We start from the raw sequence: 14685 nt of genomic DNA on the forward strand, positions 1-14685 counted from the left end.
TAATTCTATTAACTATTTTTCCGTTTGCTTCCATATAATAAACGCTATGCAAAGCCTTATTAAATATATGTTAGTTGATAAATAACAACCCATCGTCTCCATAATAGTAAAAGATTAACCTTTAGAAACGTTGAAAGGACGGTGTTCCTTTTCGGCAATCTAAAGGTTATTTTTTTATTTCCACTCAGAAAAGCACTCTGAGTGGATGAATACACGTTAAAAACCAACGTAGACAACGTTAGTCCGGGAATTAACTCACATGGTTGGTTTATAGTATCAATTTTCTCAAGATAAACAGACACCCCAACCATCTTTGTCATTTTTAAATTGACCAATTTTCGTAAGAGGACCATCTTTTACTTCCAAGGTTTCTGTTTCTTCAGAAGATGAACTTATAGCGTTAGATGACGTTATCGATTTATTTACGCTTTTCTCAGCTAAACTCTGTTCATCAGCGCTCCCCCAAGCAGCCAATGTCAATACCACCGTACTCAACAATAACCATTTTTTATATTGAACCCTCCTTGGAAAAATATTTATAAACGATAGACTATTTGATACCGTTATAATTACAACCCGATAATACACATAACCGTATTAATAAGTTGTTAACTATTTGTATAAAACATGCTATGCCAGGAACGTAAGTTTTTTCGCCGATTCTAGTGGATGCTTGGTCGATGTGTCCGTAAATGAACCTAATAGAATTATCAATGCGATAAGCAACCTAACGGCTTGCTTTTTTCTTTTGATCTGAAATTTTATTTTATTTTTAGAGAGGAGTATAATGATAATAACGAGAAATGGTCATCATTTATAATAATTTAGTATTAAAAATAAATTTTAATTGATTACAGGTATTTTTTAACACTGAAAGGGGTAGGTAATTATGAGTAGTATAAGAGAGCTAAGGACGCGCCATGAAATTGAGGCAGCTGTTGAGGATCTATCGTTGCTTAATGAAGATGAACTATTGATAAGATTAGGTAATATTTCAAGCAAAGTCGCAGATGAACCTAATATAGTGAACCTTTACCCAGAAAGTCCAATAGTGCTATCAGAGGAAGTTGAATTTAAAAGTGAACAATACCTTGATGGCTTTATGAAGCTTGGCAGAAGAATACTTTCTCGTTGGGAAAAAGAGACATATGATCTTATTTGTGGGTCAGATGAACAAAATAAGACGGAAAGAGAAAAATTGATGAGCGCAGCATTCGGTGTAGGAACATTTGCTACAGCATTAACAATGCTCCTTGTAAGTCTAGGTGTTGCTATTTCATTTGCAACTTTGATATCAACGATTATTGCAAAAAGATATTTTGAGACTGCGCACGAAGAATTCTGTATATATTGGAAAGGAAATTTACCTGAATAAATTTTTCTATTTTTTAAATCCGATATATAAGCATATGGTATAGAAGAAACATTAATAGTATTATTCCTGAGAGGTTCAAGCATTTACAGTTGATTTTGTGTCAGATAAACTCATCATCTCGACTATATTACAAGATTAACCTTTAGAAACGTAGACAGGACGGTGTTCCTTAAACGATCTAAAGGTTATTTTTTTGTTTCTAAGTCTATCCCTACATCTATTTCCACTGCATTTTAATGGGGATATCCATGTGTCATGACAGTAAATGTTTTTGGTAGGGCTTCCAGTTTCAAAAAGTTGTTGACATTATTCCCCGCAGAACGTAATGTGTGAATAATATATTACATTGGATGAAGAGAGGATGGGAATTCGGGTGAAGAAATCGGTTTTGACTTTCCGCAATGCCAAGCAGAAAAATGAGCGGCTGACGATGCTGACTGCTTATGACTATTCCACTGCCAAACTGATCGATGCTTCAGGGATCGACTCGGTGCTGGTGGGCGATTCGCTGGGGATGGTGATGCTTGGGTATGAAGACACCTTGTCGGTAACGATGGAGGACATGATCCACCACACAAAAGCTGTCGCCAGAGGGGTAAAGGATGCGTTGGTCGTAAGCGATCTGCCGTTCATGTCCTATCAGACCTCCGTCTATGATGCGGTCTCCAATGCCGGCAGGCTGATCAAGGAAGGCCGGGCGCAGGCAGTCAAACTGGAAGGCGGCCTTGAGGTCTGCCCCCAGATAAAGGCAATCGTGGAAGCTTCCATTCCGGTCATGGCGCATATCGGCTTGACGCCCCAATCCGTCAATGCTTTCGGCGGCTTCAAGGTCCAAGGGAAAGATGAAGAAGCGGCGCGCAGCCTGATTGAGCAAGCGAAAGCTGTGGAAGCGGCAGGAGCCTTTGCGGTGGTGCTGGAATGCATTCCAGCCAAGCTAGCCGATTTGATCACCAAAAGCATCTCGATTCCGACAATCGGCATCGGTGCGGGAAACGGGTGCGACGGCCAAGTGTTGGTCTATCAGGACATGCTAGGGCTCTATTCCGATTTCACACCAAAATTCGTCAAGCGCTATGCTGAAATAGGACCACAGATGCAGACAGCCATCGAAGGCTACATATCCGAAGTGAAAAGCGGCGCGTTTCCGGCAGCGGAGCACACCTTTGCGCTGTCGGACGCGGTCATCGAAAAATTATATTAGAGGGGTAACCACGAATGAAGATTGCAGCAACAGTTGAAGAAATCCGCAGTGCCGTGAAGGCCTGGAAAAAGGAAGGTTTGTCGGTCGGCTTCGTACCGACGATGGGCTATCTCCATGAAGGCCATCAAAGCTTGATGCAGAAAGCCGTCAGCGAAAACGATCGAGTGGTCGTCAGCATCTTTGTCAATCCGATGCAGTTCGGACCATCCGAAGACTTGGAAAGCTATCCAAGGGATCTCGAAAAAGATTCCGCATTGTGCGAAGCCAGCGGAGTGGACCTGATTTTTCATCCCGAGCCGAAAGAAATGTACCATCCCGATTTCAGCAGCTTTGTGGACATGCATGGTCTGACAGAGAGCTTGTGCGGAAAGAGCAGACCGGCTCATTTCCGGGGCGTCTGCACAGTCGTGACGAAGCTGTTCAATATCGTTCAGCCGGACCGCGCCTATTTCGGACAGAAGGACGCCCAACAGTTGGCGGTCATCCAACAGATGGTCCGCGATCTGAATATGGACGTCACTGTCATCGGCTGCCCGATCATCAGGGAAGCGGACGGTTTGGCCAAAAGCTCGCGCAACAGTTATCTGTCAGCGGATGAGCGCGAGGCAGCGTTGGTGCTGAGCCGAGCGCTCGAAGTTGCGAAGCAAATGCTTGCGGATGGCGAGCGGGATGCTGCCAAAATCCTGAAGGCCATTTCGGAAACGATCCAAGCGGAACCGATGGCGAAGATCGACTATGTGGAGTTGGTGGATGCGCGCACGCTGCAGCAAGTGGACAGCGTCGAGCGACCTGTATTGGTGGCTTTGGCGGTTAATATCGGGAAAACGCGTCTGATCGATAATTTTATAACGGAATAAGTGGGGGGAAAAACAATGCAACTCAATATGCTAAAAAGTAAAATACACCGCGCCGTCGTGGTCCAGGCGGAGCTTTCCTATGTGGGCAGCATCACTGTCGACAAGGATCTGCTGGATGCTGCAGGCCTGATCGAATATGAAAAAGTGCAAATCGTCGACATCGATAACGGTGCCAGGTTCGAAACTTATGTCATCGCAGGCGAACGCGGCTCGGGTATGATTTGCCTGAACGGTGCCGCTGCCCGTTGCGTTCAGGTGTCGGACAAAATCATCATCATGGCTTACTGCATGATGGATGAGCAGGAAGCGAAGGAGCATAAACCGCTTGTGGTGTTTGTGGATGAGCAGAATGCCATCACGACAGTGACAAGATATGAAGAACACGGAAGGCTCAGCATGTAGGCAGTCCATATAGTTACAAAAAAAGAAGCGCAACCGCATCGGACCAATCGGCCATGATGCGGTTGCGCTTTTCCTATTGCACGGATTGCAGCGTAAATTGAATATCTTTGATGGAGAGTTGCAGTTTTTCGTATTCCTCATCATCCAGCGGCAAGGGGATCTGTTTCTCCAAGCCGTTCCTGCCGATGATGCAAGGCATACTGAAGGCCGCTTCGCCATGGCAGTTGTAAAAGCCGTCGACGGTTGCGGTCACAGGGAAGATGCTTTTCTCGTCCAGCATGACTGCGCGGGCCAAGACTGCCGCCACTTCCCCGATGCCTGAATTGGTCCAGCCTTTCCAGTTGAAGACATCGGAAGCTGTGTGCACCACTTCTTGGGTCACGAATTCCCGGTCCAATGGTGCCGCAGGGTCCAATAAGGCATCACTTTGTGTAAGGGTGAGTGCACCCACAGTCGTGCTGCTGAAAGCCGGGAAGGCGGTGCTGCCGTGTTCGCCCATGATGTAGCCGCTGACGTTTTTGGGATCGACTTGATAATGGGAAGCAACAATCTGACGGTAGCGGAAAGTATCTAAAGTCGTTCCGGTGCCGAAAATTTTGCCTTTCGGATAGTCGAACTCATTTTCGGCGATATAGGTGATCGTATCGACCGGATTCGTTATCAGGATGATGATGGCGTCTTTTGTATGCTGGGTGATGCCGGACATAATCTTGCGTATTTCAACGGCATTCTCCTTGCCCATCAACGCTCTTGGGGGCATCGCCTCACCGGGGCGAGGCTTCTCGCTGACGCCTGCGGAAATGATGATGACGTCGGCATCCGCGCAGTCCGCATAATCGCCGGCGTAGATTTTGCTGTGTGTCCGGTAGCTAGCGGCCAGCGCATGGCGGTGGTCCAGGGCTTCGCCTCTTGCTGTGTCCTCGTTGCTGTCGATCAGGACGATGTCAGAAAATAAGTTGAGGTGGCTGCAGTCGGTCAATACTTGGGAACCGACATGTCCGACCCCGATGATGGCTAATTTTGTCTGTAACATAGGTCATATTTCCTTTCGTTTTGAGATATTTTCATGAATGGCTTGGTGCATTTCCGCTACAGAATAGAAGGTTGGTTCCAGCACCACTTTTTCATCCTCTGATTTCCGGCGATGATTGAACCACAACGATGCCCACCCGGCAGCCTGGCCGCCGATGATGTCCGTTTCGTAGGTATCCCCGATGAAGAGCAGCTCATCAGGGCTTGCCATTAAAGCCTCCTGCACATGAGAGAAGGCCTTCGCGTGTGGTTTTGGGTAACCGATTTTTTCGGAAATGAAGGTGCGTGCTGGCGGCACCCATCTCTCCAAACCCAGCGCATTGAATTTTTTCATCTGGTGCTTTTCAGGACCGTTCGTGAAGACTGCAATCGGAATGTGTCGACTTTCCAACTCATTCAGCAGCTGCTCGATCCCCGGGCTTAACGTGATTTCTCCTTGCCTTTTTTGGTAGGTTTCCTGGAAATGCATCGCCTCTTCGTTGGTGAGCGGAAGACCTAAGTCGGCGAATGTGTGCTGTGTGCGCATGATGTGTGACTCGGCCAGCGTCAGCTCCCCGCTGGAGAACAGGTCGAAAGCGGCATCGCAATGTTCGCGGAAAAGGGCGAATGTGGCTTCGTCGCTGTAGCTGTTCTCCAAGCGGTAATTTTCCAGCACCTGGAAGAATGGACTTGCTGTGTCGTATAAAGTATCGTCCAAATCGAATAGTATAGTAAGCATTATTGAGGTAGTTCCTCCCTTTTGTTGTTGCAGTCAGTATAGCATCCGAAACCGATTTTTTGAAACGGAAAAAATAGGGACGATCCGTGATAGTGCCCGTCGATGATTGTGGTGCGTCGGATGGCGGGGCAAAGCGCTTTTTGTTGCAAATTAAAAATCCGTACAGTATAATAACATACAATAATGTCATACGATCATACAATAATGGAAGAGGCTGCGAACATCAAGAGTAAAATGCCCGTTTGAAAGGGGTGTTCGCCGAAATACAGCGTTTGCTGTGTTGGGGTCAGGGTTAAGAATCCTGACACTGTCAGAACGATTTGCCCAAAATCGTTTGTGGAGTACTTTCGGTATTGCGGGCAGAAGGAAGCTGGATTATAGGGCCTTTTGCTTTATAGTCTATTTTTTTGCACAAAAACGGACTGAATTAGCATTGTTATGACGCTCTATGGGTCGAAAGGTGGACAAAAAAGCAGCTGGATAAGACGGTTATTTAAATTTTTTTGAGCATGTAAATAGGACTATATACATTAGGAGGAAATAGAGATGACAGTAAAAACATGGAAAAAAACATTGGCGGCATTGACAGGTTTGTTTATTTTGGCGGGATGCGGAAACGGAGCCACTGATGATTCATCCGCAGCCAACGGTTCAGCGGATTCTGAAACATTCGTTGTCGGAATGGAAGCAGGCTACCCTCCATTCAACTGGACCCAAAATGATGACAGCAACGGCGCAGTGAAAATCGACGGCGCTGACGGTTACGCTAACGGCTATGACGTTCAGATGGCCCAAAAAGTGGCGGACGGTTTAGGCAAGGAACTGGTCATCGTTAAGACGGAATGGGATGGCTTGGTGCCGGCGTTGATTTCATCAAAAATCGATGCTATCGTTGCAGGCATGTCGCCGACAGAGGAACGCAAAGAAGCGATTGATTTCTCGGATTCCTACTATACGACTGAACTAGTGATTGTCGTCAAAGCGGATGGCGCTTATGCAGATGCGACAGCTTTGGCTGATTTCGCGGACGCAAAAGTTACAGCACAGTTGAATACGTTGCACTATGGCGTCATCGATCAGATTGAAGGCGTGCAAAAGCAACCGGCAATGGACAGTTTCACTTCCATGCGCGTAGCTTTGGAATCAGGCACAATTGATGCTTACGTATCGGAACGTCCGGAAGCCATCAGCGCTTCAGCAGCCAATTCCGCTTTCAAAATGATCGAATTAGATGAAGCGGATACTTTCGAATTGTCCGCGGCTGATTCAGAAATCGCAATTGGTTTGATCAAAGAAAGTGAATTGAAAGACCAGATCAATGAGATCCTGAGCGGCATCACCGAAGAAGAACGCATCCAAATGATGGATGAAGCAATCCAAAACCAACCATCAGCTGAATAATCAAGGCTGACGGAACATCAAAAAGGGGCATACATTAAATGGAGTTTAGTTGGGTTATCCGCATCATCGAAGAAAACTGGAGACAGTTTTTATCAGGTGCATGGACAACATTATATATAGCTTTAATCGGAACCGTCATCGGACTGGGAATCGGTCTGATGATCGGCGTCATCCGTACGATCCCAGTTGCGGAATCAGGATGGAAAAAACACGTGTACAACGTGGTGAATTTTTTGCTGTCATGCTACATCGAAATTTTCCGCGGCACGCCTATGATCGTGCAAGCTATGGTCATCTATTATGGTGCCGCATTGGCGTTTGACATCGACATGAACCGCATCTTTGCAGCGCTGTTGATTGTATCGGTCAATACGGGCGCTTATATGTCGGAGATTGTCCGCGGCGGGATCATTTCCATCGACAAAGGGCAATTCGAAGCCGCTCAAGCAATCGGGATGAATCACTTGCAGACGATGCGGAATGTCGTCATGCCGCAAGTGATCCGGAATATCCTGCCGGCGACAGGGAACGAATTCGTCATCAACATCAAAGATACTTCCGTATTGAACGTCATCTCCGTTTCGGAATTGTTCTTTACGACCAAATCGATTTCCGGGAATAACTTCCGTTATTTCGAATCATTCTTCGTGGCTTCAATCATTTACTTCGTCATGACCTTCACGGTGACGCGCATCCTGCGTGCTATCGAAAGAAAAATGCAAGGCCCTGATAATTATCAGATGATGGGTGCAGGTCAAGACCAATTGACTACACCAGAATTAATGGCTCGCAAAAAACAAGCAGAAAGAGACAGAGCAAATTAATTGCCACAGGAGGAATCATTTGATGGAAAAAGTAATTGACGTACAGCATCTGAAGAAGAACTTCGGTCAACATGAAGTGCTGAAGGACATCGATTTCAGCGTGAATAAAGGGGAAGTTGTGTGCATCATCGGTTCATCGGGATCCGGTAAATCGACTCTGTTGCGCTGCATCAATCTGCTTGAAAAGCCCACAGCCGGAGAGATCATCTATGACGGCGAAAACGTTCTGGACTCGAAGCATGATATCTTCAAGTACCGCAGCAAATTGGGGATGGTATTCCAGCAGTTCAATCTGTTCAACAACTTGGATGTATTGCATAATTGCACGGTAGGACCTGTGAAAATCCTTAAAAAGTCTCAGCAAGAAGCCGAAAAGATCGCCATGGGCTATCTGGAACAGGTCGGGATGGGGAACTTCATAAACGCCAAACCGGATCAATTGTCAGGCGGCCAAAAACAACGCGTCGCTATCGCTCGCGCTTTGACGATGGAGCCGGATGCGCTGTTGTTCGATGAGCCGACATCGGCTTTGGACCCGGAGATGGTGGGAGAAGTATTGAAGGTTATGAAGGATCTTGCCAACAGCGGCTTGACGATGATCGTCGTGACGCATGAAATGGAGTTCGCGAGGGAAGTTTCCGATCGCGTCATCTTCATGGATCAAGGCGTCATCCTGGAACAGGGATCCCCTGATCATATCTTCTATCATCCAACCGAGGCTCGCACGAAGCAATTCCTGGAAAGATATCTTACAAAATAAAAATAAAGAAGAACGGCTCTGCAGCAGTTGCAGTTCCGTTCTTCTTTTTCATTTTCATTTCCTATTCGATGATGATGACGTCGTCTGCGACTGCAAAGGGTGCTTGTTCATTGATGTGGTCGTAGAACATGATACCGTTGAGATGGTCGATTTCGTGTTGCACCACAATGGCTGTGTAGCCTTTGTAGCGAGCTTTGTGTGTTACTCCTTCGGCATCTTGGTAAGCTACCGTAATCCGGCTATGTCTGACGACAAACCCCGGTACTTCGCGATCCACTGAAAGGCAACCTTCGCCACCTTTAAGGCAGGCGCTTTCGATGGAGTGGCTTACGATTTTAGGGTTGAACATCACTTTAGCCAATTCCGGAGGATCATCTTCATACTCCCCTGGTATCAGTAGCGCAACGATGCGTTTGGATACGTCGATTTGCGGAGCTGCCAAACCGACACCTGCGCGCAAGTTGAGTTGCTCGGCGATTTCTTCGTCCTGACTGTTCGAAAGGAACTCCATCATTTCTGCGGCGATTTCTCGGTCCTCCGCAGATAAAGGGAAAGTGACCAAGTCAGCCGACCTCCGCAATGTAGGATGACCTTCCCGGATGATGTTATCCATAGTGATCATGCATGCATTCCTCCTTTTGTTGGTTTTTATATTGAAATGATTGGGCTAGCAAACTACAAAACACTTCACGTTACATAGTACACGTTTCGAAAAAAAAAAGCTAGACTCATCTTTTTCCTTGTAATAAACAAGGGGTATGTGTAAAATAGGAAAATGAAAAAATGATTACACGACGGTGTGAGGTTTTTTTAATTCTATAGCGAAAGAAGAGATGATTTTTATGACAATTGCTAAAGATTATATTGAAAAAGTCTATAAGAAGGTTGAAGATAGAGGCCCGCATCAAAAAGAATTTTTACAAGCGGTAAGGGAGTTGTTCGACACGATCGAACCAGCTTTGGAGAAGAATCCGCATTACATAAAATGGAACATCCTTGAAAGAATGGTAGAACCTGAACGCATCGTTTCCTTCCGTGTTCCTTGGATGGATGACAAAGGGGACGTTCAAGTCAGCAAAGGTTTCCGTGTCCAATTCAATTCAGCGATCGGACCATACAAAGGCGGTTTGCGTTTCCACCCGACAGTCAATGAAAGCATCCTGAAATTTTTAGGTTTCGAACAAATCTTCAAAAACAGCTTGACCGGATTGCCGATAGGCGGCGGTAAAGGCGGATCTGATTTCGATCCTAAAGGCAAAACGGATGCTGAAGTGATGCGTTTCTGCCAATCGTTCATGACTGAACTGCAAAGACACATCGGTCCTACTTTGGACGTCCCTGCTGGCGATATCGGTGTCGGCGGACGCGAAATCGGCTACATGTATGGCCAATACAAACGTTTGAATGGCGCCGAGACTGGTGTTCTGACCGGTAAACCGGTCGTCATGAACGGAAGTCTGGCGCGTACAGAAGCGACAGGCTACGGTTTGGTCTACTACACACAAGAAATGCTGAAAGCGAACGGAAAATCGTTTGCCGGCCAAAAAGTGGTGGTATCCGGAAGCGGTAATGTTGCCATCTACGCTATCGAAAAAGTTCATGAATTTGGCGGAACAGTTGTCGCTTGCTCCGATTCCAATGGCTACATCTACGATGAAACTGGTATTGATGTAGCTCTGCTTCAGGACATCAAAGAAGTTCGTCGTGAAAGATTGACTGCCTATGCAGCCGAAAAAGCGACGGCGGTATATAAAGACGGCAGCGTCTGGGACTTCGATCTGAACTATGATATTGCCCTGCCTAGCGCAACGCAAAATGAGATCGACAAAGACCAAGCTGAAAGATTAGTCAAAGCTGGCGTTTATTGTGTCAGCGAAGGCGCGAACATGCCGAGCACGTTGGAAGCTGTGGAAATCTATGCGGACAATAACATTTTTTATGGGCCGGCTAAAGCTGCCAATGCAGGCGGAGTAGCGACTTCCGCGCTGGAAATGGCTCAGAACAGTGCCCACAGCCATTGGACGTTCGAAGAAGTCGACGGCAAGCTGCAGGAGATCATGACAAACATCTTTAAGACAGCTGAAAAAACAGCTGAAGAATACGGCATACCGGGCAACTATTTGGCAGGTGCCAACATCGCAGCGTTTGTGCAAGTTGCGGATGCTATGATTTATCAAGGTTTAGTTTAAAAGAAGTTTCAACAAAAATTTGTATAAAAAAGGTTATTTCTTAATTGAAATGACCTTTTTTCTTTGTTTTTGTAAGGAATGCACACGATTTTTAATCATATTTTCATAGTGGCGAGATTGTGATTTCGTGAATGAATGGAACGGCGGGGGATAAACCGCGAAAAAATAGCCAACTGGTTATGAAAAACTGCAGAAACGGGTTATCCGAAAGTGGTAGTTATAATAAATAGGCTGTTATACTTTTGAAAGCCTATTCCATCAATGGTTCGCATTTTTAATAGAAACAGTTTTATCCGAAATATGATACAGTTTCCTTGTGTCTGATTGCGACAATCTGTAAATATACGTAATAATGATGTTTCAATATACGTCAAATTAACGAGTGTAAGCACTCGTTAACAAATGAACAAAAACAATTCAATAAACGCTTACAATAAAGCGGTGGTGGATATTATGTGCACAAAAAATGAAAAGTTTCCTTTAGCCTTGCATATGTTTCGAATGCGTGGTAAATTATTCATGTAACAACTGTGAATTGATACAGTTGAAATCATCTGTATAAACCTCATCGACAGAGATGAAATATCAAGGGAATAGAGAGGAAAGTGTTAGCATGGCTACAAAACAAACAAAAATCGACATTGACGCACTATTAAGCAGCACGAACACAGATTTTCGCATGGTCCAAATCATGGACGAAGAAGGGAATATTGTAAACCCTGACCTTATGCCAGATCTTTCTGATGAACAATTGGTTCAATTCATGACAGATATGGTATGGTCCAGAATTTTACATGAACGTTCAACTGCGTTGAATCGTCAAGGTAGATTAGGTTTCTATGCACCGACAGCCGGTCAGGAAGCGAGCCAATTAGGAAGTATTGCAGCAATCGACAAGGAAGATGTCTTGTTGCCTGGTTACCGCGATGTTCCTCAACTGGTCAAACACGGTTTGCCGTTGACACAAGCTTTCCTTTGGTCAAGAGGCCACGTGGATGGCAATAAATACGCTGACGACATCAAAGCTTTACCACCGCAAATCATCATTGGCGCACAATACGTGCAAGCTGCCGGTGTCGCATTGGGCTTGAAGAAACGCAACAAGAAAAATGTTGCCATCACATACACTGGTGACGGCGGAAGCTCGCAAGGGGATTTCTATGAAGGAATCAACTTTGCCGGATCCTACAAAGCACCTGCCATCTTCTTCATCCAAAATAACGGATGGGCGATTTCAACACCTCGCCACGTGCAGACAGCTGCTCAAACGTTGGCACAGAAAGCTATGGCTGCCGGAATTCCTGGTATCCAAGTCGATGGGATGGACATCTTGGCTGTATACGCCATAACCAAAAAAGCAAGAGAATATGCTGTTGCCGGAAATGGCCCTGTATTGATTGAAACAATCTGCTACCGCTTTGGTCCACACACTTTGTCAGGTGATGATCCAACACGTTACCGTGACACTGCTGAATTGGAAGGCTGGCAAGCAAAAGACCCATTGATCCGCATGCGCAAATTTTTGACGGCAAAAGGCTTGTGGTCTGAAGAAAAAGAAAATGAAGTCATCGAATCAGTCAAAGAAGAAATTAAAGATGCGATCAAGGAAGCTGACCAAGCTCCTAAACAAAAAGTATCTGACTTCCTGAAGAGCATGTTCGAAGAACCAAACCAAACTATGGCAGAACAAATCGCGTACTATGAAGCAAAGGAGACTAAATAATCATGGCACAATTAACTATGATCCAAGCCATCACTGATGCGCTTGCAATTGAACTTGCAAACGATCCAAACGTTTTGATCTTCGGAGAAGACGTTGGTAAAAACGGCGGTGTATTCCGTGCGACACAAGGACTTCAAGAAAAATTCGGAGAAGACCGCGTCTTTGATACTCCTTTAGCTGAATCCGGTATCGGTGGTTTGGCATTCGGTTTGGCGTTGGAAGGTTTCCGTCCCGTTGCGGAAATCCAATTCTTCGGTTTTGTATTTGAAGTAATGGATACAGTTGTAGCGCAAGCTGCACGTACACGTTACCGCATGGCAGGCACGCGTAATCTGCCTATCGTTTTCCGCTCTCCTTTCGGTGGCGGTGTGCATACACCTGAATTGCACTCGGATAACTTGGAAGGCTTGATGGCTCAATCACCAGGTTTGAAAGTGGTTATCCCTTCGAACCCATACGATGCAAAAGGTTTGTTGATTTCAGCTATCCGTGATAACGATCCCGTTGTCTTCTTGGAGCACATGAAATTGTACCGTTCATTCCGTGATGAAGTTCCTGAAGAAGCGTACACTGTTCCTATCGGCAAAGCTGCCATCACAAAAGAAGGATCTGACGTGTCCGTCATCACTTACGGCGCAATGGTCCGCGAAGCTATCAAAGCTGCAGAAACACTAGAAAAAGAAGGCATTTCGGTCGAAGTAATCGATTTGCGTACGGTTGCTCCTCTTGATGTCGAAACGATCATTGCCTCTGTACAAAAAACAGGCCGTGTCGTAGTAGTCCAAGAAGCACAGCGTCAAGCTGGTGTGGGCGCAATGGTCATGTCCGAAATTTCTGAACGTGCAGTGTTATCGTTAGAAGCTCCTATCGGACGTGTAGCTGCTCCGGATACTGTCTTCCCGTTCGGTCAAGCAGAAAACATTTGGTTACCGAATGCTACTGATATCGAGAATAAAGTAAGAGAAACTTATCATTTCTAAGAGCTGAAAGCTTGAACAAATACAATTCCATATCCCAGAGAATTGTATTTGTTCGCTTTTGTGCGTCGGAAATCCAAAAATAGACAAATGAAGGGAAGTTAAGAAAATGTCTTTTAAATTCAAGTTGCCTGCTCTAGGCGAAGGTATCATGGAAGGTGAAATCGTTTCTTGGTCAATCAAAGAAGGCGACACCATCAATGAAGATGATACATTATTAGAAGTACAAAATGATAAATCAGTCGAAGAAATCCCATCCCCAGTAACCGGGAAAGTCTTGAAGATTGTTGCGCCAGTAGGTACGGTTGCAGTCATCGGCGATGTATTGGTGGAAATCGATGCTCCAGGTCATGAAGAGGAAGGTTCTGCAGCTCCTGCACCAGCAACAGCTTCAGCGCCATCAACTCCAGCAGCACCTGCAGCTTCAACAGGAGGACTGTTCCAATTCAAATTGCCTGCTCTAGGCGAGGGTATCATGGAAGGTGAAATCGTTTCTTGGCCTATCAAAGAAGGCGATATGATCAATGAAGATGATACATTGGTTGAAGTGCAGAACGACAAATCTGTTGAAGAGATTCCATCTCCTGTTACAGGCAGAGTAGTCCGCATCGTAGCGCCAGTAGGCACGGTTGCAGTCATCGGCGATGTATTGGTGGAAATCGATGCACCAGGCCAAAATGGCCCGGCCGCAGCAGCGCCAGCACCGAAAGCAGCCGCAGCACCTGCAGCAGCTTCAACTGCACCAGCGTCATCAGGCGTGGTTGCAGCCGCAGCGAATCCTAATAAGCAAGTTTTGGCTATGCCATCCGTCCGTCAATACGCACGCGAAAAAGGCATCGACATCACTGCAGTTGCACCGACTGGAAAAGGTGGCCGTGTACTGAAGGAAGATATCGATAACTTCAGCGGAGTTGCTCCAGTGGCAGCAAAAGCTGTGACTCCAGCAGTCCAAGCTCAAGCTTCGGCACAAGCAGCAGTCCAAGCGGCTCCAGTAGCAGCAGTGGCTCAAGCAACACAAGCCGCAACGCCAGCTCAACCATTCTCTTCCAATATGGGCGAAGCGGAAACACGCCAAAAAATGTCTCCAACAAGAAAAGCAATTGCGAAAGCAATGGTCAACAGCAAACATACAGCGCCTCACGTAACCTTATTTGATGAAGTTGAAGTGTCCAAATTATGGGATCACCGCAAGAAATTCAAAGATGTTGCTGCAGCGCAAGGAACAA

General features: G+C 45.9%; 13 protein-coding genes, 1 pseudogene and 1 riboswitch. Of the genes and pseudogenes, 10 read left to right on the forward strand and 4 right to left on the reverse strand.

Annotated elements, in window-relative coordinates; genetic code table 11:
* Positions 1-285: 285 nt before the first annotated feature.
* Positions 286-495 (reverse strand): hypothetical protein, encoded by a 210-nt coding sequence (locus WBV27_RS11080; RefSeq protein ID WP_424202056.1) that lies wholly within the window; start codon positions 493-495, stop codon positions 286-288.
* Between the two features lie 394 nt (positions 496-889).
* Here WBV27_RS11080 and WBV27_RS11085 point away from each other — a divergent pair, with 394 nt between their 5' ends.
* The 4 genes from WBV27_RS11085 to panD all read left to right on the forward strand — a co-directional run bounded on the left by WBV27_RS11085 (position 890) and on the right by panD (position 3835).
* A complete protein-coding gene (locus WBV27_RS11085) occupies positions 890-1375 on the forward strand; it encodes a hypothetical protein (protein WP_424202058.1) in 486 nt (161 codons plus the stop codon).
* A 361-nt stretch (positions 1376-1736) separates the two neighbouring features.
* Positions 1737-2576 carry a 3-methyl-2-oxobutanoate hydroxymethyltransferase gene (gene panB / locus WBV27_RS11090; RefSeq protein ID WP_424202060.1) on the forward strand — a complete coding sequence of 280 codons (840 nt, stop codon included), beginning with the start codon at positions 1737-1739 and terminating at the stop codon, positions 2574-2576.
* 14 nt (positions 2577-2590) lie between these two features.
* Positions 2591-3433 carry a pantoate--beta-alanine ligase gene (gene panC, locus WBV27_RS11095; RefSeq protein WP_424202062.1) on the forward strand — a complete coding sequence of 281 codons (843 nt, stop codon included), beginning with the start codon at positions 2591-2593 and terminating at the stop codon, positions 3431-3433.
* A gap of 15 nt (positions 3434-3448) precedes the next feature.
* The gene (panD, locus tag WBV27_RS11100) at positions 3449-3835 is read left to right on the forward strand and encodes an aspartate 1-decarboxylase (protein WP_086628237.1); all 387 of its coding nucleotides are present in this window, start codon (positions 3449-3451) and stop codon (positions 3833-3835) included.
* A 73-nt stretch (positions 3836-3908) separates the two neighbouring features.
* On the opposite strand, the gene WBV27_RS11105 is transcribed toward panD, so the two are convergent.
* A complete protein-coding gene (locus WBV27_RS11105) occupies positions 3909-4868 on the reverse strand; it encodes a lactate/malate family dehydrogenase (protein WP_424202064.1) in 960 nt (319 codons plus the stop codon).
* Positions 4869-4871: 3 nt separating this feature from the next.
* A complete protein-coding gene (locus tag WBV27_RS11110; protein WP_424202066.1) occupies positions 4872-5585 on the reverse strand; it encodes an HAD family hydrolase in 714 nt (237 codons plus the stop codon).
* Positions 5586-5785: 200 nt separating this feature from the next.
* Positions 5786-5940, forward strand: a riboswitch (Lysine riboswitch).
* 191 nt (positions 5941-6131) lie between these two features.
* On the opposite strand from WBV27_RS11110, the pseudogene WBV27_RS11115 reads away from it, so the two are divergent.
* Positions 6132-7810 (forward strand): annotated as a pseudogene (locus tag WBV27_RS11115) (ABC transporter substrate-binding protein/permease).
* 22 nt (positions 7811-7832) lie between these two features.
* The gene (locus tag WBV27_RS11120) at positions 7833-8570 is read left to right on the forward strand and encodes an amino acid ABC transporter ATP-binding protein (RefSeq protein WP_424202068.1); all 738 of its coding nucleotides are present in this window, start codon (positions 7833-7835) and stop codon (positions 8568-8570) included.
* A 61-nt stretch (positions 8571-8631) separates the two neighbouring features.
* Here the strand turns inward: WBV27_RS11120 and def are convergent, their stop codons facing one another.
* On the reverse strand, positions 8632-9192 hold the full coding sequence (gene def, locus WBV27_RS11125; RefSeq protein ID WP_424202070.1) for a peptide deformylase: 561 nt from the start codon (positions 9190-9192) through the stop codon (positions 8632-8634).
* Between the two features lie 220 nt (positions 9193-9412).
* Between def and gdhA the strand changes: the two genes are divergently transcribed.
* The 4 genes from gdhA to WBV27_RS11145 form a co-directional block, all read left to right on the forward strand.
* On the forward strand, positions 9413-10759 hold the full coding sequence (gene gdhA / locus WBV27_RS11130; RefSeq protein ID WP_424202072.1) for an NADP-specific glutamate dehydrogenase: 1347 nt from the start codon (positions 9413-9415) through the stop codon (positions 10757-10759).
* A gap of 613 nt (positions 10760-11372) precedes the next feature.
* Positions 11373-12482: a pyruvate dehydrogenase (acetyl-transferring) E1 component subunit alpha gene (gene pdhA, locus WBV27_RS11135; RefSeq protein ID WP_106448754.1), complete on the forward strand. Its 1110-nt coding sequence runs from the start codon at positions 11373-11375 to the stop codon at positions 12480-12482.
* A 2-nt stretch (positions 12483-12484) separates the two neighbouring features.
* On the forward strand, positions 12485-13462 hold the full coding sequence (locus WBV27_RS11140) for an alpha-ketoacid dehydrogenase subunit beta (protein ID WP_086628228.1): 978 nt from the start codon (positions 12485-12487) through the stop codon (positions 13460-13462).
* A gap of 106 nt (positions 13463-13568) precedes the next feature.
* A partial coding sequence (locus WBV27_RS11145) for a biotin/lipoyl-containing protein (RefSeq protein WP_424202075.1) occupies positions 13569-14685 on the forward strand: 1117 nt, incomplete at its 3' end.

Origin of the sequence: Trichococcus sp. (genome assembly GCF_049589555.1) — a bacterium.
Classification (GTDB): domain Bacteria; phylum Bacillota; class Bacilli; order Lactobacillales; family Aerococcaceae; genus Trichococcus.